This window comes from Methylobacterium radiodurans, assembly GCF_003173735.1.
Classification (GTDB): Bacteria; Pseudomonadota; Alphaproteobacteria; order Rhizobiales; family Beijerinckiaceae; genus Methylobacterium; species Methylobacterium radiodurans.
This window is the reverse complement of record NZ_CP029551.1, coordinates 5,435,600-5,460,000: the sequence shown is the minus strand read 5'-3', so window position 1 is coordinate 5,460,000 and position 24,401 is coordinate 5,435,600. Positions and strand designations below refer to the sequence as shown.

The window sequence follows — 24,401 nt, the reverse complement described above, 5'->3', positions numbered from 1 at the left end:
AGCGCAAAGCCTCGACCAGCATGTCGAACGGGCTTGGGCGGGCCTCGGAATCGATGCTGACATGGAGGCCGCGCGTCTCGAAGATCGCCGCGTAATAGGCCGGCTCCTCCTCGGCGAAGGCGAGGTAGGCCTCGCCCATGCGGGTGAAGCGCTCCAGCGCCGTGCCGCGCGAGGTCAGCGCCCGGGCGAGGCGCTCGGCGAGGTCGGCGAAGCCGCGGCCGGCCAGTTCCTCCAGCAGCGCCTCGCGCCCGCGAAAATGGCGGTAGAGCGCGGCCGGCGTCACGCCGACGAGGCGCGCCGCATCGACCAGGGTGAAGCCCGCGATGCCCCGCTCGGCGATGAACCGGCGAGCGGCCTCGATCAGGGCCTCCTTCAGGTTGCCGTGGTGGTAGCCGCGCCGGTCGCCCGATCCCTCCCGCCAGGGTCGCACCGAGATCTCCTGTGCTCGCCCCGTCGCGCGGGGCGCCTACGGGCTCCCGGCAGGCTCTAGCAGGTTTAGGGCGTGTTTCGAGGCTTTTGTCGCTGATCCGCGGGCGGGGCGGTCGAAACTTGACAGGTCAGGCCCGACTTGCTGCAACACTGTTGCACCCTGCGCCGGTGCCTCGCGGGAGTTGGTTGCTTGCCGGCAAAGATCGCATGGCCTTCGTCAGTCTGAAAGCGTGGCGCGCCCGCTCGGCGGAGCGGGCCGAGATCGCCGCCCGGCTCAAGCAGGATCTGCGGGAGGCGCTCGCGCTCGGCCCCTGCGACGCGCTCACCGTCAACGAGATCGCCTGCGCGGATCCGGGCTGCCCCGACCTGGAGACGATCGTGCTGGTGATGCGCGAGGGCCAGCCGACGCGGGCCCTGCGCATCCGGCAGGTCATGGAGGCGGTCACGGCGGAGGATCGGGCCGCGCTGGTGGCCGAGGAGCGACGGCGGCGGGAGGCGGGCGAGCCTTGAGGCATGCGGGCGGTGTCCGCCAGGATCGGGACATCGCGCCGCCCGTAACCGATGGCGGCGGCGCGGCGAACGGGGAGCCGGATAGGGCCATGTGACAGAGCCCTGTGCCCGCGAGGAAACGCCATGCTGACCCGACGCCGTCTCGCCGCGCTCACCGCGCTCGCGCCCCTGCTCGCCATCCCGGCCCGGGCCGGCGAGATCGTTCCCTTCGAGGCCGAGGCCTTCGCGGCAGCCCAGCAGGCGGGCGCGCCGATCCTCGTGGCGGTCGCGGCACCCTGGTGCCCGATCTGCAAGGTCCAGAAGCCGATCCTGGCCAAGCTTGCGACCGAGCCGCGCTTTCGGGCGCTGCGCGTCTTCACCATCGATTTCGACACGCAGAAGGATCTGCTGCGCCGCTTCGACGCGCGGATGCAGAGCACCCTCATCGCGTTCAAGGGCACGAACGAGGCGGGCCGCTCCGTCGGCGAGACGCAGGCGGAATGGATCGAGGGGCTGCTGGAGAAGACGCTGTAGCGGAGCGTCCGCTGCGCGCGGGCGCCGAGAGGGCGGAGGCCGCTCGGTCAGCGCTGCCGGATCGTCACCTGCTGCCGGCCGACGGCCTGCCCCTTCAGGAAGGCCGCCATCTCGGCCAGCACCGGCGCCTTCGACCGGAAGGTGACGGAGAGCGCGAGCAGCGTGTCGCTGTGGTCGAGGCCCGGATAGATCCGCTCCTGCACCGGCACGTGGGCGTCGCGCAGCCGGTCGGCGAGGCTGTGGGTGTTGCGCGGGCGAACCACGGTGTCGGCCTCGCCGCTCGCCAGGAAGGCCGGGGGGGCGTTCGGCCCAGCGAAGGTGACGGGCTGGGTCGCCACCTTGTCGGGCGCGGCGCCGAAGACCCGGATCGCGGTCTCGTGGTCGAAGGGCAGGAAGTCGTAGGGCCCCGAGAGGCCAGCCACCGCCCGGATCGTGCGGGAATCGACCCCGGCGCGGCGCAGGTAACGTGGGTCGAGCGCCAGCATCACGGCGTTGTAGGCGCCGGCCGAGTGGCCCGCCAGCACGATGCGGCGCGGATCGCCCCCGTAGGCCGCGATGTTGTCCCGCACCCAGGCGACCGCCCGCGCGCCGTCTTCCAGGAAGGCTGGGAAGGGGGCCTCCGGGTAGAGCCGGTAATCGGGCACCACCGTCACGAACCCCTGCGCGGCGAGCGCCTGGCCGACGAAGGCGTAGTCGGCCTTCTGCCCGCTCTGCCAGGATCCGCCGTAGAAGAACACCAGCACCGGCGCGTGCTCGACGGGATCGACCGGCACGTAGACGTCGAGGCCGCCGCGCGGCCCCTCCGCGAAGACCAGGTCCTTCGCCGCCTGGCGGCCGCCGGGATCGCGCGGGCCGATCGCGTCGAACAGGGCGAGCGGCGAGCAGGCCGACAGCCCGAGCGCGCCGAGGGCGAGGCAGAGCAGGCTGACGAGTCCGGTGAGAACGCGAATCATGCGGTGATCGATGGCCCCTTTGGTCCCTCATGACCCGCGGCAGCGGGCGGTTTCATGGCCGGATCGCGGCCCTGGCGGACAGACGGTCCGACGCCGCGTCCCGTGTCGCGTCCGGTCCCCCGGCTCAGGTCTTCAGAACGAGGCAGGCACCGCCGACGGAGCGGATCTTCGCGCAGAGCCCGTCCGCCGCCTGCCGGCTCTCGGCCGGAATGCGGACCCGGTAGAAGGCGCGGGTGCCGCGGTTGCGGAAGCGCGTGCCGATGATCATCGGGCGCACGTCGCCGATCACCTTGGCGTAGGCCGAGCGCGCCCGCGAGAAGCTCGCCAGTGCCAGCGACTTCGAGAAGTTGCCAGCGAGTTGGATGCCCCAGGGCGCGACCGGCCCCTCGCTCGGGCCCGTGGCGAAGCGGTCGCCGCGGGACGGGATCCGCAGCGCCGCCGTCGTCTGCAGGCAGGTCTGCTGCGTCTCGATCACGGGTTCGGGCTTGGCCTCTTTGGCGTCCTTGGCGTCCTTCTTCCCGGGCGTCCCCTCGGGGAACTCGATGGCCCCCTGGCCCGCGCCGGTCCGAAAATCCTCCGCCGGGCTGCCGGTGATCCACAGCACGTAGGCCCGGGTCTCAGCCGGCAGGCCGCCCGTGCCCGCGAGCCAGTTCGTCACCCGCTGGGCGCCGCCGTTATAGGCCGCCGCCGCGAGGCCGAGATTGCCGAACTGGCGCTTGAGGTCGGCGAGCAGGTGCGCCGCGTGCGGGATCGCCTGCTCGGGATCGAACGGGTCGGTGAGCCCGCGCTCGCGCGCCGTGCCCGGCATGAACTGCGCCACCCCTTGCGCGCCGGCCGGGCTCACCACGCCCACCTTGAAGCTGCTCTCGCGCCAGATCAGCCGGGTCAGGAACGGCACCGGCAGGCCGCGGGCCCTGGCCGAGCCCTCGATGAGCCGGCAGAGCGCCTGCTCGACGGTCTCGGTCGCCCCCTCGGAGGGCGCGGCGGACGGGGCGGCGCGTGCCGCGCCCGCGAGCAGGAGCGCGGCGAGCGCGGCCAGGATCCAGTGCGGGAAGGATGTCACATGGCGGGTTCTAGCGCCGATCCCGGCGCGATCAATGCACCGCGCGGTTCCTCTCCCGCATAGGTGGGAGGAGCGCGGCTGGTCAGGGCGCGCGTTCGCCCTCCCGGACCCGCCGCGCTATAATCCGCCGACGCGCGGCGCTCCCCGCCGCGCCGCGAACACGCAGGCGCGATGCCGGACCCCTTGCTCTCCGTCGAGGATCTCTCGGTCACGTTCCCCGGCGGCACCCGGGCGGTCGACCGCGTCGGCTTCACCATCGCGCCGGGCGAGACCGTGGCGCTGGTGGGCGAGTCGGGCTCCGGCAAGTCGGTCACCGCGCTCTCGATCCTGCGCCTCGTCGACGGCGCGGCCGAGCTCTCGGGGACGATCCGCTTCAAGGGCCAGGACCTGCTGGCGCTGCCGGAGCGCCGGATGCGCGCGGTGCGCGGCGCCGACATCACCATGGTTTTCCAGGAGCCGATGACCTCGCTCAACCCGCTCCACACCATCGAGCGGCAGATCGGCGAGGTGCTGGCACTCCATCGCGGCCTGAGGGGGCGGAGGGCCCGCGCCCGCATCCTCGAACTGCTCGACCTCGTGGGCCTGCGCGACGCCGAGCGCCGCATGGGCGCCTACCCGCACGAGCTCTCCGGCGGCCAGCGTCAGCGGGTGATGATCGCCATGGCGCTGGCCTGCGAACCGGACCTCCTGGTCGCCGACGAGCCGACGACGGCGCTCGACGTCACCGTGCAGGCCCAGATCCTCGCGCTGCTGGCCGACCTGCAGAAACGGCTCGGGATGGCGATGCTGTTCATCACCCACGATCTCGGCATCGTCGAGCGGATCGCCGCGCGGGTCTGCGTGATGTTCAAGGGCCGGATCGTCGAGGCGGGCCCGACCGGGGAGGTGTTCGGGGCGCCGCAGCACGCGTACACCCGCCGGCTCATCGCCTCCGAGCCGAGGGGCCGGGCCAACCCGGTGCCGGCCGACGCAGCCGTCCTGTTGCAGGCCGGGCCGCTCAAGGTCTGGTTCCCTCTCAAGGAAGGCCTGCTGCGCCGCACGACCGGCTACGTGAAGGCCGTGGACGGCGTCTCGGTGATGGTTCGGGCCGGCGAGACCGTCGGCATCGTGGGCGAGTCCGGCTCGGGCAAGACGACGCTCGGCCTCGCGCTCCTGCGCCTGATCGGCTCGGAGGGGCCGATCGTGTTCATGGGCCGGCCGATCGACGGGCTCCCGGTGGCGGCGATGCGGCCGCTCCGCCGCGACATGCAGGTGGTGTTCCAGGATCCCTACGGCTCGCTCTCCCCGCGGATGTCGGTGGCCGACATCGTGGCCGAGGGTCTGGTCGTGCAGGGCGAGATCCGCTCGGGCGCGGAGCGCCGGGCCGTGGTGGCGCGGGCGCTGCACGATGTCGGGCTGGATCCTGCCGTGATGGACCGCTACCCGCACGAGTTCTCGGGCGGCCAGCGCCAGCGCATCGCCATCGCGCGGGCGATCGTGCTGAAGCCCCGCTTCATCGTGCTGGACGAGCCGACCTCGGCGCTCGACCGCTCGGTGCAGGCTCAGATCGTCGAGCTGCTGCGCGATCTCCAGCGGGAGCGCGGCCTCGCCTACCTGTTCATCAGCCACGACCTGAAGGTGGTGCGCGCGCTCGCCAACCATGTCCTCGTCATGCAGAACGGTCAGGTAGTCGAGGAGGGGCCCGCCGAGACGATCTTCGCCGCACCCCGGACGGCCTATACCCGCACCCTGTTCGCCGCCGCCTTCAACCTGAAGAGCGACGCGGTCGCCGAACTGGAGCCGGCCTGACATGGCTCGCGCGCTCCTTGTCGTGCTTGATTCCGTCGGCATCGGCGGCGCCCCCGACGCTGCCGCCTACGGCGATGCCGGCGCCGATACGCTGGGCCATATCGCGGAGGGCTGCGCCAGGGGCGCGGGCGACCGCGCGGGCTTGCGCGCCGGACCCTTGAGCCTGCCGCATCTCGCCGCCCTCGGCCTCGGGCTCGCTGCCGAGGGCGCGAGCGGCCGCCTGCCGCCGGGCCTCGAGACCGGGGGCCCGGCGCGCGGGGCCTGGGGCCACGCTGTCGAGACCGCCGCCGGCAAGGACACGCCCTCGGGCCACTGGGAGATCGCCGGCCTGCCGATGCGCGAGCCCTGGGGGCACTTTCCCGAGACGCGGCCCGCCTTCCCGGAGGCGCTGATCCGCGCGCTGACCGAGCGGGGCGGGATTCCCGGCATTCTCGGCGACTGCCACGCGGCGGGCGCGGCCATCGTCGCCGAGCTGGGGGCCGAGCACCTGCGGACGGGCCGACCCATCTGCTACACCTCCGCCGACAGCGTGTTCCAGATCGCGGCCCACGAGGAGGCCTTCGGGCTGGAGCGCCTGTACGCGCTCTGCCGCACCGCCCGCGCGCTCTGCGACGAGTACCGGATCGGCCGGGTCATCGCTCGGCCCTTCCTGGGCGATCCGGAGAGCGGCTTCCGCCGCACCGCCAACCGCCGGGATTTCGCCGTCGCGCCGCCCGGCGAGACGTTGCTCGACCGCGCGGCCGGGCGCGCCGTGGTCAGCGTCGGCAAGATCGGCGACATCTTCGCCCACCGCGCGACGGGCCGCGAGGTGAAGCCCGCCGGCAACCGCGCCTGCCTGGACGCGGCGCTCGCGGCCTTCCGCGATCTGCCCGAGGGCGGCCTCGTCTTCTTGAACCTCGTGGATTTCGACACCGAGTACGGCCATCCGCGCGACCTGCCGGGCTACGCCGCCGCGCTCGAGGATTTCGACAGGCGCGTGCCGGAGATCGACGCGCTCCTGCGGCCGGGCGACCTCTGCGTGATCACCGCCGACCACGGCAACGATCCGACCTGGACCGGCACCGACCACACCCGCGAGCAGGTGCCGGTGCTGGCTTTCGGCCCAGGTATCCCGGCGGGTCCGGTGGGGCGACGGGCGAGCTTTTCCGATATCGGCGCCACGGTCGCGCGGCATCTCGGCCTGCCCGACCTCGCGGCCGGCCGCGCGTGGTGGTGACGCTTTCAGTGCGAGGGAGGACGGCGTGCGGGAGGACGAGGACAGGGTGCGCCGAGCGCCCGCCCACGAGATCGGTCAGGCGCTCGACGCGCTCTCGGTCGAGGACCTCTCCGAGCGGATCGATCTCCTGCGGCAGGAGATCGCGCGCCTGGAGGCGGCGCGCACCGCCAAGGAGAGCGCCCGCGGCGCGGCGGACGCGTTCTTCAAGCGCTGAAGCGCAGCCCCGCTCACGCAGCATCCGCGGGCGACACGTCTTCCGGCGGCACCGGCCGCGGAAGGCGGTCGGGCCCGATCGCCACGAAGGTGAAGGTCCCCTCCGTCACCTTCCGGGTCGCCTCGCTCTCGCGCTCGCGCCGCCAGACCTCGACATGGATGCGGATCGACGTGCGGCCGACCTTGAGGATGCGCGCGTAGAGGCTGACCTCGTCGCCGACGAAGACGGGGCTGTGGAAGGTCATCGCCTCGACCGAGATCGTGGCGCAGCGGCCCCGCGCCCGCCGCGCCGCGACGTTGCCGGCGGCCAGATCCATCTGCGCCATCAGCCAGCCGCCGAAGATGTCGCCCGCCGGATTGGTGTCGGCCGGCATCGCGATGGTGCGGATCACCGGCGCGCCGCGGTCCCGCGGCTGGACGGCCTCGGCCGATACGGCGTCCGCCACCCTGTCTGTGCTCATGCTTGTCTCCCGGGCTCCCCTTACTCGGGCAGCGCGAAGACCAGAAGTGCATCCCCCGTGCCGAAGCCCGACGCCTTGGTGAAGGAGGCGCCGCCCGCCGCCACCGCCACGTATTGCCGTCCGTCGAGCGCGTAGGTCACCGCCGGCCCGCTGATCCCGGCTCCGCACTGGAAGCGCCAGAGGATCCTGCCGGTCTCGGCGTCGTGCGCGTCGAGGTGACCGTCCTCCTCGCCCGAGAAGACGAGGCCGCCCGCGGTCGCGAGCGTGCCGCCCGACAGGCGGCTGCCCGCCCGGACCGACCAGAGGATGCGCCCACTGCCCGCCAGATCGAGGGCGCTCAGCGTGCTGAAGCTCGGCTCGGCCCTGGCCTCACTCGTCTCGGTGTAGCGGATCTCCGGCCGGCCGGGGCCGCCCGGCACCGTCTTCACGGTGTAGGTCGCGGCCCCGTGCCGGACCTGGATGTAGGCCCGGCCGGAGCCCGGATCGTAGGCGGTCGGCGGCCAGGAGACGGCCCCGAGCGGGCCGGGGCTGACCACGGTGCCTTCCGGGCTCGGCGGGCGGTAGAGGTTCTTCTGGGCGATCAGCGGCTCGGAGCGCTGCAGCAGCGCGCCGCTCGCCCGGTCGTGGACGTAGACCCAGCCGGTCTTGCTCGCCGAGGCCACCGCCTTCACGGTCGTTCCGTCCGCCCCGCGCCAGTCGAGCAGCACCGGCGGGCTCGCCACGTCGTAGCCCCACTGCTCGTGCGGCACCTGCTGGTAGTGCCAGCGCAAGGTGCCGGTACGGATGTCGAGGGCCACGAGGCTCATCGTGTAGAGGTTGTCGCCCGGCCGCGAGAGGCCGAAATTCTGCGGGGCCGGGTTGCCGGTGCCCAGATAGATCAGGCCGAGATCCGCGTCGTAGGCCGGTGTCATCCAGAGCGACCCGCCCCCGACCCGCCACGCCTCCCGGTGGGAGGGCGCCGCCGCCCGCTCGGCGGCGATGTCGCGGTGGAGCGGCTCGCCGTCGGCGGTCCTCTCGACGAAATCGCCTTCCCAGCCATCCTCCTTCGTGACGTACCAGCGCCAGCGCTCGGCGCCGGTCCTGGCGTCGTAGGCCGCGAGCCAGCCGCGCCGCCCGTACCCGCCCTCGATGCCGACGACCGCGCCGCCGTCGAGCCCGCCGCGCTCGTCCTCGACGTGCAGGCCGTAGCCCGCGCCCGTGACGCCCACGATCACCAGCCCCTCGGCCACCAGCGGCGGCATCTTGAAGCCGAGCCGGCTCGACCCCTGCACCGGCTTGCCGCCCAGCGTCTCGGCGAGGCCCGACGCGGTCTCGGTCTCGCCCTCCTCGGGTCGCACCGCCTCGTGATCCCAGACCAGAGCGCCGGTCTTCTGGTCCAGCGCGATCACCCGGCCATCCATGGTGGCCTGGTAGACGAGCCCGTGGCCGACCGCGACGCCGCGGTTCGAGGGCGGCCCGAAGATCTTCTCGGTGCGCGCCCTGTGCGTGTAGGTCCAGAGGACGCGGCCCGTCCGCGCGTCGAGCGCCGCGACGTTGTTGCCGGTGGTCGAGACGTAGAGGGCGCCGTCGACCATCACCGGCTGGGCCTGGAAGTAGCCGGTCACCCCGGTCTGGAAGAGCCAGGCCGGGCGCAGCCGGGCGACGTTGCCGCGATCGATCAGGCCGAGGGGTGAGAAGTTCCGGTTGGTCGCGTCCCGCCCGAAGGCCGGCCAGTCCGCGTCGGCCGCGCGGGCGGGGAGGGCGCCGAGGGCGATGAGGCCGAGCGCGGTCAGTCGCGACAGCATGGGTCCTCCTGATGTCTTGTCGTTGGATCGAGCCGGCCGCCGCACGCCCTTCCCTTCTGCGGGGGAGGGGGAGCGAGGCGTCCTATTTGCGCGGCGCCTTCGCAAGCAGCCCCGGTGCGTTCTGCGCGCCCATCGCCTGGGCCATCTCGGCGGCGGTCTGGCCGCCCGCGTCGCGGCGCTGCGGGTCGGCGCCACGGGCGAGCAGCAGCTCGATGATCTCGGTGCGGTCGAACATCGCGGCGGTCATCAGCGCGGTGCGGCTGCCGTCGCCGGTGCCGTCCACCTGCGCGCCGTGGTCGAGCAGCATCCGGGCGATCTCGATCTCGCCTTTGAAGGCGGCTCCCGCGAGCGGGGTCTGGCCGCGATCGTTGGCGAGTTCCGGGTCGCCGCCGGCCTCCAGGATCACCCGTACGGTCTCGGGCTGCCCGTTATAGGCGGCGAGCATCAGGAGGCTGTCGCCCTTGTCGTTGCGCAGGTTCGCCGGAAGGCCCTGGCCGAACAGCTCGGCTAGCTCCGCGGCGTGGCCCATGCGGGCGTACTGGAAAACGCGTCCCGCGAAGGCGAGCGTGGCGTCGTCGAGGGGGGGCGGCGGCTGGTCGGCGGACATCGGGGCCCTCGCGGGTCTGATCGGATGCCCGCGGATCTGGCGTCCGACCCGTCCGCTGTCCAGGCGTTTCCGCCCCGCCTCAGGCCGCGGTCGCCACCTTCGGCGGATTCAGGCCGCCGTAGCGGCGGTCGCGCCGGGCGAACTCGGCGATCGCCTCGGCGAGGTCGGCCCCTCCGAAATCCGGCCACATCCGATCGGTGAAGTGCAGCTCCGCGTAAGCCGCCTCCCAGAGCAGGAAGTCCGAGAGCCGCTTCTCGCCGCCGGTGCGGATCAGCAGGTCCACTTCGACCGGCGAGCCGTGCATCTCGCCCGCGACCAAGCGCCCGAACGCCTCCCGGGAGGTCTCCGGGTCGGCGAGCCTTGCGGCGGCCGCGATGATCGCGTCGCGGGCCGAGTAGTCGACCGCGATGCGCAGGTGCAGCCGCGTGCCGGCGGCGGTTGCCGCCTCGGCCGCCGCGATCGCCTCCGGGATGCCCCCGGGCAGCCGGTCGCGCCGGCCGATCACGCTGAGCCGCGTGCCGGTGCGGGCAAGGTGCGCGGTCTCGTTGCGCAGGTAGGAGCGCAGCAGGCGCATGAGCGCGCCGACCTCGTCGGCCGGGCGCTGCCAGTTGTCGCTGGAGAAGGCGTAGAGGGTGAGCGTGCCGATGCCGAGATCGGGACAGGCTTCCGCCGTCGCCCGGATCGCCTCGACGCCGCGGCGATGGCCGGCGAAGCGCGGCAGGCCGCGCGCCGTCGCCCAGCGCCCGTTGCCGTCCATGATGATCGCCGCGTGCAGGCCAGGTCGCGGTTCGGCCGGGCTGGGCATCGTCGGGGTCTCTCCGGTCGTGAGGGGGCGGCGGGTTCGGTCTTGGGTTCAGGCGGTCCTGAGATCGGGGGCCGGCCCCGCGGCCTCGGCCGCGTCGCGCACCACCTGTTCCAGCACCGCGAGGTATTCGAGGAAGCGCGCGCGCCCGGCCGGCGTCAGCCGGCAGAGCGTCTGCGGCCGGTTGTGGGCGTGGCCCTTCTCCAGGCTCACCAGCCCGGCTTCCTGCAGCACCGCGAGGTGGCGGCTGAGATTGCCGTCGGTCAGGTTGCAGAGCCGCTTCAGGTCCGGGAAGGGCAGGCCCTTCGGATGCCCCACCAGCGAGGTCAGCACGCCGAGCCGCGCCTTCTCGTGGATCGTCCGGTCGAGGCCCTCGTAGGAGAACCGGCCGTCCTCGTCGTCAGAGAGCGGCATCGTCGCCCCGCGTCGCCCGATGGAGGATCACGGCGAGCCAGCCCTGGCCCACGAGGTAGGGCAGGCCCATCAGCCAGGGGGAGAGGGCGTGGCTGGTGCTGGCGAGCGCGAGCCCGCCGAGGCCGGCGAGCAGGTACCACGCCGCCACGCTCTGCACGCTGCGCGGCAGGATCCGGGCGGAGGCGAACAGGCCGAGCCCCGTGAGCACCTGCCAGAGGCCCGGCAGCATCCAGGCCGCCTCCGGCGCGAAGCGCCCGATCACCAAGCCCAGGCAGGCGCCGGCACCGGCAGTCGGCAGGAACACCTCGATGGCGTTCCAGATCATCGCGTCGGCGAGACCCGAATGGATCCGGCGCGAGCGCCGCACCGTCTCGATGCCGACGAGCGCGAAGGCGACGAGCGCCGCGCCGACCCAGATGGTGAAGAACATCAGAGGCCGGGCATCCGGATCGCCGAGCCAGAGAGCCTGGGCGCCCGCCACCAGCAGGGCGACGAACCCTGTCGCCGCCACGGTCGCGGCGCCGAGGCCGCGGAAGGCCTCCTCGCGCGCGAGCTGGCTGCGGATCGCCACGATGTCCGCCAGAGCCCTGTCGAGGTCGCGCATGAGCCATACCCCCGGTGCGGCCTGCTTTGCATCGCAAAGTATGTCGCTGGCCGCGCGCTGGCAAGTGTATGCCCGCATACGCCCGGACGGGTTGCGGGATGAAGCCCTCTTCCGGGTTACGCCGCCCGGCGCGGACCCCGCCCGTGCTCGCGTCCATATTTACCGCGGCGTCGGCGAGGCTATGTATTCACGCGCCGCCGACGTGCGAAAATGGTGAATAAGAACATAAGAAGATTGGAGGACGACTGATGAAGTGCCTGTTTCGCTCTGTTCTCGTCGCGGCCGCGATGCTCCCGGTCGCCGCTCAAGCGGCCGCCCGGCTCAAGCTCGACGACAAGGCCTCGCTCTGGCCACGGGCCGGCATGGAGGAGAAGATCGACTTCACCAACCGGATGGGCAAGTCGATGACGCAGCTCTCCCCCGACCTCAGCAACCACTACTTCATGCGCTGCCTGGAGGAGACGGCCAATGTCGGCGACACGAAGGGGCTGACTCGGGGCGACCTCGTGCGGACCTGCGTCTCACTGCACATGGGCCGCGACGGGCAGAACTAGCGGGCCGGCCTCCGAGCGTGCGGCCGGGGTCCTGCGGCCGCCGCACCCGTGCGGAGACGCTCGCAACGCGCCCGCGGAGCCCCTTGCAAGCCTGTGGATAACACCCCATAACGGTGAGAACAAAAGAGGAACATATGGCCACGCTTCCGCGGCGTGGCCGGCCCCGAGGTGAGAGCCCATGCGAACCGCCGACAAGCAGATCGCCGACACTCTGGTGCGCTACGGCGAGCCCTTCGCCGGCAACGTCTGGCGGGTGCAGGGCACGGCGGTGATCTACCACAAGACATTGGAGCGCATCGCCGCGCAGGCGGGCATCCGCTTCGACCCGCCGACGATCATTCGCGCCGAGCGCGACGAGGCGGTTGTGCTGGTCACCGGGCGCCTGCCGGGCGCCAAGGCCGGGACCGAGCGGGTCGAGTGGTCGATCGGCGAGGCGCTGGTGAACGTGAACTACCGCGTCTCGGGCAAGCAGGCCGCCTACGTCTACGCCATGGCCGAGAAGCGGGGGAAGGACCGCGTCATCCTCAAGCTGATCGAGCTGCACGGCCTCGTCTATTCCGAGGAGGAGGCCGACGAGTTCCGCGGCGGGCGGCTCGCCGAGGTGCAGGTGGTCGGCGACGATTTCGAGGCCCCTGCCTTCGACGAGGTGACGGAGGCCGAGGCCGACCTGAAGCGGGCGATCGACGCCACCGACACCATCAACGCCGTCACCGACCTGATGCTGGCCGGCGAGACGCAACAGATCCTCGCCGGCATGCCGCAGGGCACCCGCGACGAGGTGCGCGACTACGCCAAGGCCCGCCTCGTGGCGCTGGGCTGGCCCGGCACCAAGGGCCGCCGCGCCGCCTGATCCCGTCTTCCCGAAACCCGATTTCGCACAAGAGGAGCACCCGATGCGCCGCGCCGCCGACCGTCGTCAGGACCGCTACGCGATCGAGACCCTGAGCTACAGCCCGACCCGGCTGGTCAAGCTCGGCCGCCGCAAGGTGGCGATGCTGTTCCAGCCCGCGGAAGCGGGCGCGCCCTGGCAGCTCTACCCGAATCCCGATGCTTTCCCGGGCCTCGGCTTCGAGGGGCTGCCGGCGCCGCTGCGGCCCGAGTTCATGAGCTTTCCGGACCTCGCGGCGGTCGAGGATTTCCTCGGGATCAGAGGGAGTTCGAGTGGGGCGGCGATGCCGCTCGCCGCCTGAAGCCGCGCTTGCGCGGGGGCTCCGTGAGCCTTATTTAACCATTTGATATCACGGATCTTCCCGCGCCCCCGTCCGGGCGGGCGCGACGCGATCCCGAGGAGCCTCGTGCTCCGCGTTCTGGACAGGTAGCTCTTTGGCCGAGACCAACGATCCGGGGGCCGGCGCGCCGCCGCCCGCCACCGACATCCGCCCCGTCTCCATCACCGACGAGATGCGCCGCTCCTACCTCGATTACGCGATGAGCGTGATCGTGAGCCGCGCGCTCCCCGACGCGCGCGACGGGCTCAAGCCCGTGCACCGGCGCATCCTCTACTCGGCCTTCGAGTCGGGGCACCTGCCGGAGCGCAAATACGTCAAGTCGGCGCGCATCGTCGGCGACGTGATCGGTCTCTACCACCCGCACGGCGACCAATCGATCTACGACGCCCTCGTGCGGATGGCGCAGGACTTCTCCATGCGCCTGATGCTCATCGACGGGCAGGGCAATTTCGGCTCGGTCGACGGCGATCCGCCGGCGGCCATGCGCTACACCGAGTCGAGGCTGGCCAAGCCCGCGACCGCGCTGCTCACCGACATCGACAAGAACACCGTCGATTTCGGCCCGAACTACGACGAGTCGCGCGAAGAGCCGACCGTCCTGCCGGCGCGCTTCCCGAACCTGCTCGCCAACGGCGCGGGCGGCATCGCGGTCGGCATGGCGACCAACATCCCGCCGCACAATCTCGGCGAGCTGATCGACGCCTGCGTCGCGCTCATCGACGATCCGGGGCTGACGATCGAGCAACTCATCGAGATCGTGCCCGGTCCCGACTTCCCGACCGGCGGCCTGATCCTCGGTCGCGCCGGCACGCGCCAAGCCTACAACACCGGCCGCGGCTCCATCATCATGCGGGCGAAGTCCCACGTCGAGGAGCTGCGCAAGGAGCGCGAGGCCCTGATCTTCACCGAGATCCCGTTCCAGGTGAACAAGGCGACCTTGATCGAGAAGATCGCCGAGCTGGTGAAGGAGAAGCGCGTCGAGGGCATCTCGGACCTGCGCGACGAGTCCGACCGCTCCGGCATGCGGATCGTGGTCGAGATCAAGCGCGACGCGATGGCCGACGTCGTGCTGAACCAGCTCTACCGCTACACGCCGCTGCAATCCTCCTTCGGCTGCAACATGGTGGCGCTGAACGGCGGCCGCCCCGAGCTGATGAACCTGAAGGACCTGCTCCAGGCCTTCAACGATTTCCGCGAGGAGGTCGTCTCCCGGCGCACCAAGTTCCTGCTCGGCAAGGCTAGAGAGCGCGCCCACGTGTTGTGCGGCCTCGCCATCGCGGTCGCCAACATCGACGAGGTGATTCGCCTGATCCGCACCGCGCCGGATCCGAACGCCGCCCGCGAGGCGTTGATGGGCCGCGACTGGCCGGCCCACGACATCGCGCCGCTGATCGCGCTCGTGGACGACCCGCGCCACCGCGTCTCCGAGGACGGCACCTACCGGCTCTCCGAGACCCAGGCCCGCGCCATCCTGGATCTGCGCCTGCAGCGGCTCACCGCGCTCGGCCGCGACGAGGTCGGGGACGAGTTGAAGACGCTCGCCGACGAGATCGCCGACTACCTCGACATCCTGCGCTCGCGCGCCCGCATCCAGGGCATCGTGAAACAGGAACTCGCCGAGGTGCGCGCTCAGTTCGCCACGCCGCGCCGGACCGAGATCGTCGACTTCGACTCGAACGTCGAGGACGAGGATCTGATCGCCCGCGAGGACATGGTGGTGACCGTCAGCCACGCCGGCTACGTCAAGCGCGTGCCGCTCTCGACCTACCGGTCGCAGCGCCGCGGCGGCAAGGGCCGCTCGGGGATGAGCACCCGCGACGAGGATTTCGTCACCCGGCTGTTCGTCGCCAACACCCACACGCCGGTGCTGTTCTTCTCCGACCAGGGCCAGGCCTACAAGGAGAAGGTCTGGCGCCTGCCGGTCGCCGCCCCGAACGCCCGCGGCAAGGCGCTCGTCAACATCCTGCAACTGCAGCAGGAGGGCGAGCGCATCACAACGATCATGCCGCTCCCCGAGGACGAGGCCTCCTGGGAGACGCTCGACGTGATGTTCGCGACCGCCTCCGGCAACGTCCGGCGCAACAAGCTCTCGGACTTCGTGCAGGTGAACCGCAACGGCAAGATCGCGATGAAGCTCGATCCGGGCGACCACATCGTTCACGTCGAGATCTGCCGGCCGGACCAGAACGTGCTGCTGACGACGGCGGAAGGCCAGTGCATCCGCTTCCCCGTCGAGGACGTGCGCGTGTTCAAGGGCCGCGATTCGACGGGCGTGCGCGGCATCAACCTGGGCTCGGGTGACCGCGTGATCTCGATGGCGATCCTCAACCACTTCGAGGCGAGCCCCGAGGAGCGCGCCGGCTACCTGAAGATGCGCCGCGCCGTGATCGGTGATGGCGAGGATGCCGGAGACAACGGCGAGGCCGAGGAGGCGAGCGCCGCCGCGATCTCGACCGAGCGCTACTCCGAGATGGGCGGAGCGGAGCAGTTCGTGCTGACGCTCTCCGAGAACGGCTTCGGCAAGCGCTCGTCCTCCTTCGAGTACCGGACCTCGAACCGCGGCGGAAAGGGCATCACGGCGATGCGGGTCAACGCCCGCAACGGCAAGCTGGTCGCCTCCTTCCCCGTCGAGAGCACCGACCAGATCATGCTGGTGACGAATGCCGGCCAGCTCATCCGCGTGCCGGTGGACGACATCCGCATCGTCGGCCGCGCCTCGCAGGGCGTGACGGTGTTCAACACCGACAAGGCCGAGCGCGTGGTCTCGGTCGAGCACATCGTCGGCGAGGAGGGCGCCGAGGAGGACGAGGCCTGAGGGCCGGGGCCGCGCCACCCTGCGGGGCGGCGCGGCCGCTCGCGGCGGGTGGCTCTCGGCCCCGCGAAAACCTTCGCGGCGTACGCTTCGGGGCGCCCCGTCTCGCCGATCCGCCCGGGATGTTTCTCCTGCCCATCCTGTTTTGGCTGGTCCTGGCCCACGGTCGGAACGAACCGCCGGTCATGGTGTGCCCGCGGTAGAACTCCGTTGGATCGCGTGGCCCGACCCGCTTGGCGACGTGATCCGCGGATTCTCAGCTGCCGAACGACCTGTCGCTCGATCTCGATCAGCCTTTACTGACTCGCCTTGAGTAGATCCGCATGCGCCTTGTCGGCGAACGCTGTTGCAGCAGTGCCGGCTCTGTAGCCGATCCCTTGCACCACGTAGACGGTCTTGTCTCCCGCTGCGATGCAGTAGGCGATGATCGCGCCTTTGCCGTCCCGTGGGCCGCCCGAGATAACGACCGCCTCATCCCGAGGATCCGACACCGCGACAGGAATGCTGTTCTCCTGTGCTGTCCGTCGCAGAGTCTCCGTGCATCGGCCGACGCTCAACCTGCCGGCATCGATCCGCTCGATACGATACTCTAACTTGAAGTCGTCGTTCGCGCGGGCGCCGATTGTTGAAGCCGCGATGAGGGTGATCACTCCGCCGACGGTCGACATCATCTTCATTCGGGTTCTTCCTGTCTGCATCATCCGCGCCTGGACCTCTATAGGCCGAGGCTTGAAAAGCCCAGATCCTTCTCCGTCCGTCGTCGGCCCGGGCCGGCGTTGCGCGGCCTCGCACGGCTGACCACCGCGCCACACCGTCTCCCGTCGTGCATCGGATCCTGTGTTCGGCGCTGGTCCGGCCGCCGCGGTTCCGTTTCCCGAAAAAATGCTCTAGGGCGGTCGCGATGACTCGCACCGCCCTCTACGCCGGCTCCTTCGATCCGGTGACGAACGGCCACCTCGACGTCGTGCGCCAGGCCTGCCGGCTGGTGTCGCGCCTCGTGATCGCCATCGGCGTGCATCCGGGCAAGACGCCGCTGTTCACGGCCGAGGAGCGCGCCGCGTTGCTGCGCGAGACCTGCGGGCCGCTGGCGCGGGCCGAGGGCGCGGAGCTGGAGATCGCCAGCTTCGACGACCTCGCGGTCTCGGCGGCGCGGCGCTGCGGCGCCACCCTGTTCATCCGCGGTCTGCGCGACGGCACCGACCTCGACTACGAGATGCAGCTCGCCGGCATGAACGGCGCGATGGCCCCCGAGGTCCAGACCGTGTTCCTGCCGGCCTCCTCCCCCGTCCGGCCGATCACCGCGACCCTCGTCCGGCAGATCGCCCAGATGGGCGGCGACGTCGCCCCCTTCGTGCCCGGGCCCGTGGCGGCGCGCCTCGCCGCGCGCTTCGCCGAGAGGTCCTGATTTCCAAACTCCCGATTTCCCAAGACGAACCGGAGATGCCACGCATGAACCGTCGCACCGCCCTCGGCGCGCTCGCGCTCGCCGCCACCCTCGGCCTCGGCTCCGCCGCCCAGGCCGCCGGGCCGGACACCGTCTACCTCGACACCAAGGATGGGCGCGTCACCATCGAGCTGCGGCCGGATCTGGCGCCCAAGCACGTCAAGCAGATCAAGACGCTCGTTTCCCAGGGCTTCTACAACGGCCTGAAGTTCCACCGCGTCATCGACGGCTTCATGGCTCAGACGGGTGACCCGAACGGCAACGGCACCGGCGGCTCGAAGCTTCCGAACATCCCAGCCGAGTTCACGCAGACGCCCTTCCTGCGCGGCACGGTGGGCATGGCCCGCTCGCAGGACCCGAACTCCGCCAATTCCCAGTTCTTCATCTGCCTCGCGCCCGCGACCTTCCTGAACAACAACTACACGGTGGTCGGCGTGGTGACGGACGGGATGGACGTCGTCGACAAGATCAAGAAGGGCTCCAAGAGCGAGAACGGCTCGGTGAAGGACCCGGACAAGATCGTGAAGATGGAGCTGGCCACGAAGGCCCGGTAGGCCGATCGCCGGGCTCGATCCCAGGCGCACGGCCCTCGCGCTCGCGCTGCTGGCCGCGCTTCCGGGCACGGCCGCTGCCTCCTATTACGGAGCGCCGGGGCCGCCGCTCAGCCTGCCGCAGACGCTGCGCGGCACCGTCGCGGTGCCGCTCGCCGAGGCTCCGGCGGCGCCGGCCGGGACGCTGCCCCAGCTCTTTCCGGTGCTCGCCGCCTGCTGGCGGCCGCCCGCCGGGCTCGGCGACGGCGAGGTTCAGGTCACCGCACGCTTCGCCCTGCGGCGGGACGGCAGCCTGATCTCGGCGCCGCGCATCGTCTACGCGAGCGGGGTGACGGGCGAGGGCCGCGCCCGGCTCGCCCGGACGACGGTGCGGGCGCTCGAGGCCTGCACCCCGGCGCGGATCACGCCGGATCTCGGCCGCTCCATCGCGGGCCGGCCGATCGGCCTGCGCCTCGTTCGCCGGAGCGACCGATGACCCTCCCGATTTGCCGCGACCCCGCGGATCGGGTTAGGCCGTGGCAGGACACGGCCACACGATCGGGACTATTTTCCACTAGGAGAGCAACGACATGGCAGACAACGAGACGATCGTCCTCGAGACCACCAAGGGCCGCGTGGTGATCGCCCTGCGCCCCGACCTGGCGCCCAACCACGTCGAGCGCATCAAGACGCTCGCCGGCCAGGGCTTCTACGACGGCGTGCCGTTCCACCGGGTGATCGACGGCTTCATGGCCCAGACCGGCGACCCGACCGGCACGGGCTCCGGCGGCTCGGACCTCCCCGATCTCAACGCCGAGTTCAACGCCGAGCCGCACGTGCGCGGCACCTGCTCGATGGCCCGCACGAACTTCCCGCACTCGGCCAACTCGCAGTTCTTCATCTGCTTCGACGACGCCCGCTTCCTCGACCGTCAGTACACGGTCTGGGGCAAGGTCATCGAGGGCATGGACGTGGTCGACACGATCAACAAGGGCGAGCCCCCGCGCTCGCCGGACAAGATCGTGAAGGCGACGGTCGGGGCGGCGTAGGCCGCGTCCTTATCTGATGCCGTCTGTCATTGAGATGATCTGTTCGGATCCGCGGCTTCCCCTCTCCCTGCTTGCGGGGAGAGGGGCGGCCCCCCCTCGTCGGGGGCGAGCCGAGCGATCAATCCCGCAGGGATCGACGCGGGGGTGAGAGGGCGGTTCAGGTAGAATCTCTTTCGGACAAGCCCCCTCACCCTCGGGTCGATCCCTGCGGGATCGATGCGCCGCCTTGCCACGCTCCCCGCAAGCGGGGAGAGGGGATTCGGATCCGCTGTCGGTCGAGGGGGCCGTCTCATTTCGAACGCGGAGCGGACATGGCCAGCGCGGCTTCCGCCGCCGCCAGATCCTCCGGCGTGTTGATGTTGAGGAAGGGGTCCAGTGGCTCGACCGGCCAGGAGGCCGCCTCCGCCGGGTGGCGGGCGATGAAGCCGCCGACTCGGCGCTCGCCGCTTCCCAGATAGGACTGGAGGTTGTCCCGCAGCGCCGCCGGCCAGAGGGCGATCGTGTAGTGCCGCCGCTCGCCCGAAGCCGCCAGCGCGATGCCGACCTCCGGGCGCACCGCCATCAGCCGCGCCACCAGATCCTCCGGCAGGAGCGGTGCGTCGCCCGAGACGCTGACGACAGCCTCGATCCCCCGCGCGGCAGCGTGCTCCAATCCCGCCAGGATGCCGGCGAGCGGGCCCGGCTGGTCCGCTACCGTGTCCGGCAGGACCGGGCCCGGGAAGCCGGCGAAGCGCGCCGGGTCGCCATTGGCGCTGAGCGCCAGCCCGGCCCCGCACTGGTCCCCGAGCCGCTCGGCCACCCGCGCGAGCAGCGTGCGCCCGCCGAGTTCGAGCAGGGGCTTGTCGCCCCCACCCATCCGCCGCGCCCGGCCCCCGGCCAGGATCAGGCCGAGGACGGACGCGCTCACTCGATCACGATCTTCGGAGCCGCCCGGCCGGGGGCTGCGCCCGAGAGGTTCTGCCAGAGCTTGGCGGCGATCTCGCGGTAGACACGGGCCTGCGGCCCGTCCGGATCCGTCGCCACCACGGGGCGGCCGGAATCGGAGGTCTCGCGGATCGTCATGTTGAGCGGCACCTCGCCGAGGAACGGCACGCCGAGGCGCTCGGCCTCCTGGCGGGCGCCGCCATGGCCGAAGATGTGCGAGGCGTGGCCGCAATTCGGGCAGACGAAGGTCGCCATGTTCTCGATCACGCCGAGGATCGGCACCGCGACCTTCTTGAACATGGTGACGCCCCGGCGCGCGTCGATCAGCGCGAGGTCCTGGGGTGTCGAGACGATGACGGCGCCCGACAACGGCGTGGCCTGCGCCATGGTGAGCTGCGCGTCGCCGGTGCCGGGCGGCATGTCGACGAGCAGCACGTCGAGTTCACCCCAGAGCACGTCGCGCAGCATCTGGGTGATGGCCGACTGCACCATCGGCCCGCGCCAGATCATCGCCGTCTCGGGCTCGATCAGGAAGCCGATCGACATGACCTTGAGCCCGTAGCCCTCCATCGGCTCCATGGAGCGGTTGTCGACCACGTTCGGCTTGCCGGAGAGACCGAAGAGCTTCGGCACCGAGGGACCGTAGATGTCGGCATCAAGCAGGCCGACCTTCAGCCCCTGCGCCTTGAGCGCCAGCGCGAGGTTGCAGGCGGTGGTCGACTTGCCGACGCCGCCCTTGCCGGAGGCCACCGCCACGATGTGGCGAACGCCGGGTAGCTGCGGGCCCTGGTTCGGGGGCGCGCCGGGGCGCGGCGGCTGAACGGGCCGGGGCGCGGCGCCGCTCTGCGCCTGATGGTTCGGGCCGCGCTCCGAGGTGAGGCTCGCGAACACGCCCGAGACGCCGGGGATCGACAGGACCTTGCCCTCGGCGGCGCGGCGCACCGGCTCGAACCGCTCGGCCTCGCTCGGATCGATCAGGATCGAGAACATCACGCGGTTGTTCGCGTCGACCACCACCTGCGAGAGGCGGCCGGAGCCAGTGAGCGTGGTGCCGGCGGCGTCCACCGCCACGCCGGTCAGCGCCTTCATCACGTCGTCGCGGCTGATCGCCAAGGTCGTTCTCCCGATGGAGCGGGCAGGTATGCCACCTGCAAGGTCCCCTGCATGTAACCGAGCGCGCCCGGAACACCAGACCCCCCGGCGCCTTGGGGGCGGCGGGTTCAGCGCCGATGCGGCGGGATCGCCACGAGGTTGCAGCGCTCCATCGGCCCGCGCACCACGCTCCCGTCCCCGCGCCGGTAGAACCCGTTCCGGACGTGGCGGCAGCCGGGCGGCCCCGGCAGGCGCCGCACCCGCTCGATGTGGACGCTGCGGTAGCGGCGGTTCGAGACATCGTGCCCGCCGATGCGCACGCCGGGGCCGAAGCGCACCTCGGCGGCGGCCGGACCTGCTGCGAGGGACAGTGCGGCGAGGACGAGAACCTGGGCTGAGCGCCGCATGCGGATATCCTCTTCCCTTCTCGCGCCGGAGCTGAACCAAGCCGGCACTTGTCCGTTGTCGGGGCAGCCTTCAGGCGGGGGTGCCGCGGCGCGCAGACCGGCGCGTGCGATCCTTCCGCCCGGACCGACCGAAGCGACGTGTAGGAGACGGGATTCCATGCATCAGGGCAACCACCGCGACCACGAGGGCGCGAAGAAGCTCTTCGACCTGATCAAGGACGTGAAGATCGCGATGATGACCACCGTCGATTCCGACGGCACGCTCAACAGCCGGCCGATGTGGAACAACGACGCCGACGAGAACGGCGACCTGTGGTTCTTCACCAAGCTGCACTCGCCCAAGACGACCGAGATCAGCCGCGACAACCAGATCAACCTCGCCTACTCGGACCCATCGAGCCAGAACTACGTCTCGGTCGCCGGCAAGGCGGAGATCGTGCGCGACCGGGCCAAGATCGACGAGAAGTGGCAAGAGAGCCTGAAGACCTGGTTCCCCAACGGCAAGGACGACCCCGAGGTCGCGCTGATCCGCGTCCATCCGGAGAAGGGCGAGTACTGGGACAGCCCGAACAGCACGATGGTGCACCTCTACGGCTACCTGAAGGCCACGCTCACCGGCGAGAGCCCGAAGACAGAGGTGAAGAAGGTCGATCTGGCTTAAGTCCGATCGCGGGCCGGGCAAAGCCGTCGCGGTTCTGGCGAACCTGTACAGGTTCGCGCCCGCAGGCCCATTGACTCCTGTGCCGCCCGCGTGCGCCCTGCGCCCGCGGGCGTTCCCATGCCCGCGGACGGAGCCGATCCCGACCGATGTCCGATCTCGCGACGCGGGTCTACAACCACAATTTCCGCATCGACCCGATCGTCCGGTCGCTGCTCGATACGGATTTCTACAAGCTGCTGATGGCGCAGATGATCCTGCGCCGGCACGCCGACGTCTCCGTCACCTTCGGCATCCACAACCGCACGAGCCGGGTCCGCCTCGCGGAGGCGGTCGATGCGGGGGAACTGCGCGAGCAGCTCGACCACGCCCGCTCGCTCCGCCTCGGGCGCGGCGAGGCGACGTGGCTGCGCGGCAATGCCTTCTACGGCACGCGCCGCATCCTCTCGGCCGAGTTCATCGCCTGGTTCGAGGATTTCCGCCTCCCCGAATACGAACTCGCGGTCCGCGACGGGCAGTACGAGCTGAGCTTCCACGGCTCCTGGCTCGAGACCACGATGTGGGAGGTGCCGGCCCTCGCGATCCTCAACGAGCTGCGCTCGCGCGCGACGTTGCGCGGCATGGGCCGCTTCGACCTCCAGGTGCTCTACGCCCGCGCCATGTCCCGGGTCTGGGAGAAGATCGAGCGCCTGCGCCGCTTGCCCGATCTCTCGATCGCCGATTTCGGCACCCGGCGGCGCCACGGCTTCCTCTGGCAGGATTGGTGCGTGCAGGCGATGCAGGAGGGGCTCGGGCCCCACTTCACCGGCACCTCGAACTGCCTCATCGCCATGCGGCGCGAGCTGGAGGCGGTGGGCACCAACGCCCACGAGCTGCCGATGGTCTACGCGGCGCTGAGTCCCGACGACGCGTCTCTGGCCCAGGCGCCCTACGCGGTGCTGCGCGACTGGCAGCAGGATTACGAGGGCAACCTGCTGGTGGCGCTGCCCGACACTTACGGCACCACCGGCTTCCTGAAGGATGCGCCCGACTGGATCAGCGCCTGGACCGGCATCCGCATCGACTCGAAGGACCCGATCGAGGGCGGCGAGGAGGTCATCGCCTTCTGGCGCTCCCGCGGCTGCGACCCGCGCGAGAAGCTGGCGATCTTCTCCGACGGGCTCGACATCGGCACGATCGAGGCGATCCACGCCCATTTCCACGGGCGCATGCGCATCGGCTACGGCTGGGGCACGCTGCTGACGAACGATTTCCGCGGCCTCGTCCCGGACGGCCGCCTCGACCCGATCTCGATCGTCTGCAAGGTCTCGGAGGCGAACGGCTACCCAACCGTGAAGATCTCCGACAACCCGAGCAAGGCGCAGGGACCGGCGGCGCAGGTAGACCGTTACAAGCGCGTCTTCGGCGTGGCGGAGCAGGCCGAGCTGCCGGTGGTGGTCTGAGCGGGCTGGCGCACAGACCCGTCGCGGATCCGGTGCGGGCCCTGCGGTCTTGTTTACCGGCGCCGTTCGGCCGCGAGGATCCTCGATACGGAGCCCGGTGATGCACATCGACCTCAACGCGGATCTCGGGGAGGGATTCGGACCCTGGCGCATGGGCGACGACGCGGCGATTCTCGACGTCGTCACCTCGGCCAACGTCGCCTGCGGACTACATGCGGGCGATCCCGACATCATGGTGGCGACGGCGCGAGCGGCGCTGGCGCGCGGCGTCGCGCTCGGCGCCCATCCGGGCTTCGCCGACCTTCAGGGCTTCGGACGCCGGGTGGTGCGCCTCGGCGAGCGCGCGATCGAGAACCTCGTCGCCTATCAGGTCGGCGCGCTCCAGGCCTGCGCGGCACTCGGCGGGCACCGCGTCACCTATGTCAAGGCGCACGGAGCCCTGAACAACCTCCAGAACGCGGAAGACGAGGTCGCCGCCGCGGTGGCGCGCGGCGTGCATGGGGTCGATCCGCGCCTCGTCCTCGTGGTGATGCCGGGCCTGCCCTCGGAGCGGGCGGCACTGGATGTGGGGCTCGCCGTCGCCCGCGAGGTCTTCGCCGACCGCGCCTACGCCGATGATGGGCAGCTCGCGTCCCGGGCGCTCCCCGGCGCCGTGATCGAGGATCCGGAGGAAGCCGCCGACCGCGTCGCCGCGATGGTGGGGGAGGAGGCGGTCACCACGGTCTCGGGCAAGCGCCTGCCCGTCGCGATCGACACGGTCTGCGTCCACGGCGACACCCCGGGCGCGGTCGCCACGGCCCGCGCGGTCCGCCGCGCGCTGGAGGCGGCCGGACACGCCCTGAAACCCTTCGCTCCCTGACCCTCAGGCCTTTCGCACTCACGCCCGCGTGAGCTTTGCCGTCT

29 protein-coding genes (1 of these 29 cut by a window edge) are annotated in these 24,401 nt (G+C 71.2%); 16 read left to right on the top strand and 13 right to left on the bottom strand.

Annotation, left to right across the window (positions count from 1 at the left end):
* Positions 1–430 carry the 5' portion of a TetR/AcrR family transcriptional regulator gene (locus tag DK427_RS25555; RefSeq protein ID WP_109953838.1) on the bottom strand. It extends 194 nt beyond the left edge of the window, so only the first 430 of its 624 coding nucleotides appear in the window; the start codon lies at positions 428–430; its stop codon lies beyond the left edge, outside the window.
* 206 nt (positions 431–636) lie between these two features.
* Between DK427_RS25555 and DK427_RS25550 the strand changes: the two genes are divergently transcribed.
* Entirely contained in the window at positions 637–939 is a 303-nt protein-coding gene (locus DK427_RS25550) for a hypothetical protein (RefSeq protein WP_109953837.1), read from the top strand.
* Between the two features lie 123 nt (positions 940–1,062).
* Positions 1,063–1,452, top strand: coding sequence for a thioredoxin family protein (locus DK427_RS25545; protein WP_109953836.1), 390 nt, complete (start codon positions 1,063–1,065; stop codon positions 1,450–1,452).
* 47 nt (positions 1,453–1,499) lie between these two features.
* Here DK427_RS25545 and DK427_RS25540 read toward each other — a convergent pair whose 3' ends face one another.
* Positions 1,500–2,405, bottom strand: a complete 906-nt coding sequence (locus DK427_RS25540) for an alpha/beta hydrolase (RefSeq protein ID WP_109953835.1) — start codon at positions 2,403–2,405, stop codon at positions 1,500–1,502.
* Positions 2,406–2,529: 124 nt separating this feature from the next.
* Positions 2,530–3,468 carry a lytic transglycosylase domain-containing protein gene (locus DK427_RS25535; RefSeq protein WP_425452512.1) on the bottom strand — a complete coding sequence of 313 codons (939 nt, stop codon included), beginning with the start codon at positions 3,466–3,468 and terminating at the stop codon, positions 2,530–2,532.
* A 171-nt stretch (positions 3,469–3,639) separates the two neighbouring features.
* On the opposite strand from DK427_RS25535, the gene DK427_RS25530 reads away from it, so the two are divergent.
* The 3 genes from DK427_RS25530 to DK427_RS25520 are packed head-to-tail and all read left to right on the top strand — an operon-like array spanning position 3,640 to position 6,686.
* Complete coding sequence (locus tag DK427_RS25530) at positions 3,640–5,256, top strand: ABC transporter ATP-binding protein (protein WP_109953834.1); 1,617 nt, start codon at positions 3,640–3,642, stop codon at positions 5,254–5,256.
* 1 nt (position 5,257) lies between these two features.
* Entirely contained in the window at positions 5,258–6,472 is a 1,215-nt protein-coding gene (locus DK427_RS25525) for a phosphopentomutase (protein WP_109953833.1), read from the top strand.
* A 25-nt stretch (positions 6,473–6,497) separates the two neighbouring features.
* Positions 6,498–6,686 (top strand): DUF1192 domain-containing protein, encoded by a 189-nt coding sequence (locus DK427_RS25520; RefSeq protein WP_109953832.1) that lies wholly within the window; start codon positions 6,498–6,500, stop codon positions 6,684–6,686.
* A 13-nt stretch (positions 6,687–6,699) separates the two neighbouring features.
* Here the strand turns inward: DK427_RS25520 and DK427_RS25515 are convergent, their stop codons facing one another.
* The 6 genes from DK427_RS25515 to DK427_RS25490 form a co-directional block, all read right to left on the bottom strand.
* Positions 6,700–7,146: an acyl-CoA thioesterase gene (locus DK427_RS25515; protein ID WP_109953831.1), complete on the bottom strand. Its 447-nt coding sequence runs from the start codon at positions 7,144–7,146 to the stop codon at positions 6,700–6,702.
* 20 nt (positions 7,147–7,166) lie between these two features.
* Positions 7,167–8,930: a pyrroloquinoline quinone-dependent dehydrogenase gene (locus DK427_RS25510; RefSeq protein WP_109953830.1), complete on the bottom strand. Its 1,764-nt coding sequence runs from the start codon at positions 8,928–8,930 to the stop codon at positions 7,167–7,169.
* A gap of 82 nt (positions 8,931–9,012) precedes the next feature.
* A complete protein-coding gene (locus tag DK427_RS25505; RefSeq protein WP_109953829.1) occupies positions 9,013–9,537 on the bottom strand; it encodes an ankyrin repeat domain-containing protein in 525 nt (174 codons plus the stop codon).
* A gap of 79 nt (positions 9,538–9,616) precedes the next feature.
* Positions 9,617–10,342, bottom strand: a complete 726-nt coding sequence (locus DK427_RS25500; RefSeq protein ID WP_109953828.1) for a di-trans,poly-cis-decaprenylcistransferase — start codon at positions 10,340–10,342, stop codon at positions 9,617–9,619.
* 48 nt (positions 10,343–10,390) lie between these two features.
* On the bottom strand, positions 10,391–10,753 hold the full coding sequence (locus DK427_RS25495) for a transcriptional regulator (protein ID WP_109953827.1): 363 nt from the start codon (positions 10,751–10,753) through the stop codon (positions 10,391–10,393).
* A complete protein-coding gene (locus DK427_RS25490; protein ID WP_109953826.1) occupies positions 10,740–11,357 on the bottom strand; it encodes a hypothetical protein in 618 nt (205 codons plus the stop codon). Before DK427_RS25490 ends, DK427_RS25495 begins: the two co-directional genes overlap by 14 nt.
* A 248-nt stretch (positions 11,358–11,605) precedes the next feature.
* Here DK427_RS25490 and DK427_RS25485 point away from each other — a divergent pair, with 248 nt between their 5' ends.
* From DK427_RS25485 to gyrA, 4 genes are all read left to right on the top strand, one after another.
* Positions 11,606–11,911 (top strand): hypothetical protein, encoded by a 306-nt coding sequence (locus DK427_RS25485; RefSeq protein ID WP_245930719.1) that lies wholly within the window; start codon positions 11,606–11,608, stop codon positions 11,909–11,911.
* Between the two features lie 178 nt (positions 11,912–12,089).
* Positions 12,090–12,761 (top strand): trna delta -isopentenylpyrophosphate transferase, encoded by a 672-nt coding sequence (locus tag DK427_RS25480; protein WP_109953825.1) that lies wholly within the window; start codon positions 12,090–12,092, stop codon positions 12,759–12,761.
* Positions 12,762–12,804: 43 nt separating this feature from the next.
* Positions 12,805–13,101 (top strand): hypothetical protein, encoded by a 297-nt coding sequence (locus DK427_RS25475; protein ID WP_109953824.1) that lies wholly within the window; start codon positions 12,805–12,807, stop codon positions 13,099–13,101.
* Positions 13,102–13,234: 133 nt separating this feature from the next.
* A complete protein-coding gene (gyrA, locus tag DK427_RS25470; protein ID WP_109953823.1) occupies positions 13,235–15,955 on the top strand; it encodes a DNA gyrase subunit A in 2,721 nt (906 codons plus the stop codon).
* Positions 15,956–16,248: 293 nt separating this feature from the next.
* On the opposite strand, the gene DK427_RS25465 is transcribed toward gyrA, so the two are convergent.
* Positions 16,249–16,629: a DUF6180 family protein gene (locus DK427_RS25465; RefSeq protein WP_109953822.1), complete on the bottom strand. Its 381-nt coding sequence runs from the start codon at positions 16,627–16,629 to the stop codon at positions 16,249–16,251.
* A 224-nt stretch (positions 16,630–16,853) separates the two neighbouring features.
* Between DK427_RS25465 and coaD the strand changes: the two genes are divergently transcribed.
* The 4 genes from coaD to DK427_RS25445 all read left to right on the top strand — a co-directional run bounded on the left by coaD (position 16,854) and on the right by DK427_RS25445 (position 18,975).
* A complete protein-coding gene (coaD, locus tag DK427_RS25460) occupies positions 16,854–17,357 on the top strand; it encodes a pantetheine-phosphate adenylyltransferase (RefSeq protein ID WP_109953821.1) in 504 nt (167 codons plus the stop codon).
* 44 nt (positions 17,358–17,401) lie between these two features.
* A complete protein-coding gene (locus DK427_RS25455; RefSeq protein ID WP_109953820.1) occupies positions 17,402–17,950 on the top strand; it encodes a peptidylprolyl isomerase in 549 nt (182 codons plus the stop codon).
* A gap of 142 nt (positions 17,951–18,092) precedes the next feature.
* Positions 18,093–18,422 carry a hypothetical protein gene (locus tag DK427_RS25450; RefSeq protein ID WP_342772538.1) on the top strand — a complete coding sequence of 110 codons (330 nt, stop codon included), beginning with the start codon at positions 18,093–18,095 and terminating at the stop codon, positions 18,420–18,422.
* Positions 18,423–18,516: 94 nt separating this feature from the next.
* The gene (locus DK427_RS25445; protein WP_066923421.1) at positions 18,517–18,975 is read left to right on the top strand and encodes a peptidylprolyl isomerase; all 459 of its coding nucleotides are present in this window, start codon (positions 18,517–18,519) and stop codon (positions 18,973–18,975) included.
* Positions 18,976–19,264: 289 nt separating this feature from the next.
* On the opposite strand, the gene mobA is transcribed toward DK427_RS25445, so the two are convergent.
* From mobA to DK427_RS25430, 3 genes are all read right to left on the bottom strand, one after another.
* On the bottom strand, positions 19,265–19,882 hold the full coding sequence (gene mobA, locus DK427_RS25440) for a molybdenum cofactor guanylyltransferase MobA (RefSeq protein ID WP_109953818.1): 618 nt from the start codon (positions 19,880–19,882) through the stop codon (positions 19,265–19,267).
* Positions 19,879–21,012, bottom strand: a complete 1,134-nt coding sequence (locus DK427_RS25435; protein WP_109953817.1) for an Mrp/NBP35 family ATP-binding protein — start codon at positions 21,010–21,012, stop codon at positions 19,879–19,881. Before DK427_RS25435 ends, mobA begins: the two co-directional genes overlap by 4 nt.
* Positions 21,013–21,119: 107 nt before the next feature.
* A complete protein-coding gene (locus DK427_RS25430) occupies positions 21,120–21,398 on the bottom strand; it encodes a hypothetical protein (protein WP_109953816.1) in 279 nt (92 codons plus the stop codon).
* A 157-nt stretch (positions 21,399–21,555) separates the two neighbouring features.
* On the opposite strand from DK427_RS25430, the gene DK427_RS25425 reads away from it, so the two are divergent.
* The 3 genes from DK427_RS25425 to DK427_RS25415 all read left to right on the top strand — a co-directional run bounded on the left by DK427_RS25425 (position 21,556) and on the right by DK427_RS25415 (position 24,357).
* Positions 21,556–22,059 carry a pyridoxamine 5'-phosphate oxidase family protein gene (locus DK427_RS25425; protein ID WP_109953815.1) on the top strand — a complete coding sequence of 168 codons (504 nt, stop codon included), beginning with the start codon at positions 21,556–21,558 and terminating at the stop codon, positions 22,057–22,059.
* Positions 22,060–22,205: 146 nt separating this feature from the next.
* A complete protein-coding gene (gene pncB, locus DK427_RS25420) occupies positions 22,206–23,498 on the top strand; it encodes a nicotinate phosphoribosyltransferase (RefSeq protein WP_109953814.1) in 1,293 nt (430 codons plus the stop codon).
* A 100-nt stretch (positions 23,499–23,598) separates the two neighbouring features.
* The gene (locus DK427_RS25415) at positions 23,599–24,357 is read left to right on the top strand and encodes a LamB/YcsF family protein (protein WP_109953813.1); all 759 of its coding nucleotides are present in this window, start codon (positions 23,599–23,601) and stop codon (positions 24,355–24,357) included.
* The last annotated feature ends 44 nt before the right edge of the window (positions 24,358–24,401 follow it).

What these genes read in the sequence shown, in the direction of transcription:
- DK427_RS25545 (WP_109953836.1), top strand. Translation starts at nt 1,063, where the DNA reads ATGCTGACCCGACGCCGTCTCGCCGCGCTCACCGCGCTCGCGCCCCTG.
- DK427_RS25500 (WP_109953828.1), bottom strand. Translation starts at nt 10,342, where the DNA reads ATGCCCAGCCCGGCCGAACCGCGACCTGGCCTGCACGCGGCGATCATC.
- DK427_RS25480 (WP_109953825.1), top strand. Translation starts at nt 12,090, where the DNA reads ATGCGAACCGCCGACAAGCAGATCGCCGACACTCTGGTGCGCTACGGC.
- DK427_RS25475 (WP_109953824.1), top strand. Translation starts at nt 12,805, where the DNA reads ATGCGCCGCGCCGCCGACCGTCGTCAGGACCGCTACGCGATCGAGACC.
- DK427_RS25515 (WP_109953831.1), bottom strand. Translation starts at nt 7,146, where the DNA reads ATGAGCACAGACAGGGTGGCGGACGCCGTATCGGCCGAGGCCGTCCAG.
- DK427_RS25415 (WP_109953813.1), top strand. Translation starts at nt 23,599, where the DNA reads ATGCACATCGACCTCAACGCGGATCTCGGGGAGGGATTCGGACCCTGG.
- DK427_RS25455 (WP_109953820.1), top strand. Translation starts at nt 17,402, where the DNA reads ATGAACCGTCGCACCGCCCTCGGCGCGCTCGCGCTCGCCGCCACCCTC.
- DK427_RS25465 (WP_109953822.1), bottom strand. Translation starts at nt 16,629, where the DNA reads ATGAAGATGATGTCGACCGTCGGCGGAGTGATCACCCTCATCGCGGCT.
- pncB (WP_109953814.1), top strand. Translation starts at nt 22,206, where the DNA reads ATGTCCGATCTCGCGACGCGGGTCTACAACCACAATTTCCGCATCGAC.
- DK427_RS25430 (WP_109953816.1), bottom strand. Translation starts at nt 21,398, where the DNA reads ATGCGGCGCTCAGCCCAGGTTCTCGTCCTCGCCGCACTGTCCCTCGCA.
- coaD (WP_109953821.1), top strand. Translation starts at nt 16,854, where the DNA reads ATGACTCGCACCGCCCTCTACGCCGGCTCCTTCGATCCGGTGACGAAC.
- DK427_RS25425 (WP_109953815.1), top strand. Translation starts at nt 21,556, where the DNA reads ATGCATCAGGGCAACCACCGCGACCACGAGGGCGCGAAGAAGCTCTTC.
- DK427_RS25485 (WP_245930719.1), top strand. Translation starts at nt 11,606, where the DNA reads ATGAAGTGCCTGTTTCGCTCTGTTCTCGTCGCGGCCGCGATGCTCCCG.
- DK427_RS25445 (WP_066923421.1), top strand. Translation starts at nt 18,517, where the DNA reads ATGGCAGACAACGAGACGATCGTCCTCGAGACCACCAAGGGCCGCGTG.
- DK427_RS25505 (WP_109953829.1), bottom strand. Translation starts at nt 9,537, where the DNA reads ATGTCCGCCGACCAGCCGCCGCCCCCCCTCGACGACGCCACGCTCGCC.
- DK427_RS25525 (WP_109953833.1), top strand. Translation starts at nt 5,258, where the DNA reads ATGGCTCGCGCGCTCCTTGTCGTGCTTGATTCCGTCGGCATCGGCGGC.
- DK427_RS25510 (WP_109953830.1), bottom strand. Translation starts at nt 8,930, where the DNA reads ATGCTGTCGCGACTGACCGCGCTCGGCCTCATCGCCCTCGGCGCCCTC.
- DK427_RS25495 (WP_109953827.1), bottom strand. Translation starts at nt 10,753, where the DNA reads ATGCCGCTCTCTGACGACGAGGACGGCCGGTTCTCCTACGAGGGCCTC.
- DK427_RS25550 (WP_109953837.1), top strand. Translation starts at nt 637, where the DNA reads ATGGCCTTCGTCAGTCTGAAAGCGTGGCGCGCCCGCTCGGCGGAGCGG.
- DK427_RS25540 (WP_109953835.1), bottom strand. Translation starts at nt 2,405, where the DNA reads ATGATTCGCGTTCTCACCGGACTCGTCAGCCTGCTCTGCCTCGCCCTC.
- DK427_RS25530 (WP_109953834.1), top strand. Translation starts at nt 3,640, where the DNA reads ATGCCGGACCCCTTGCTCTCCGTCGAGGATCTCTCGGTCACGTTCCCC.
- DK427_RS25490 (WP_109953826.1), bottom strand. Translation starts at nt 11,357, where the DNA reads ATGCGCGACCTCGACAGGGCTCTGGCGGACATCGTGGCGATCCGCAGC.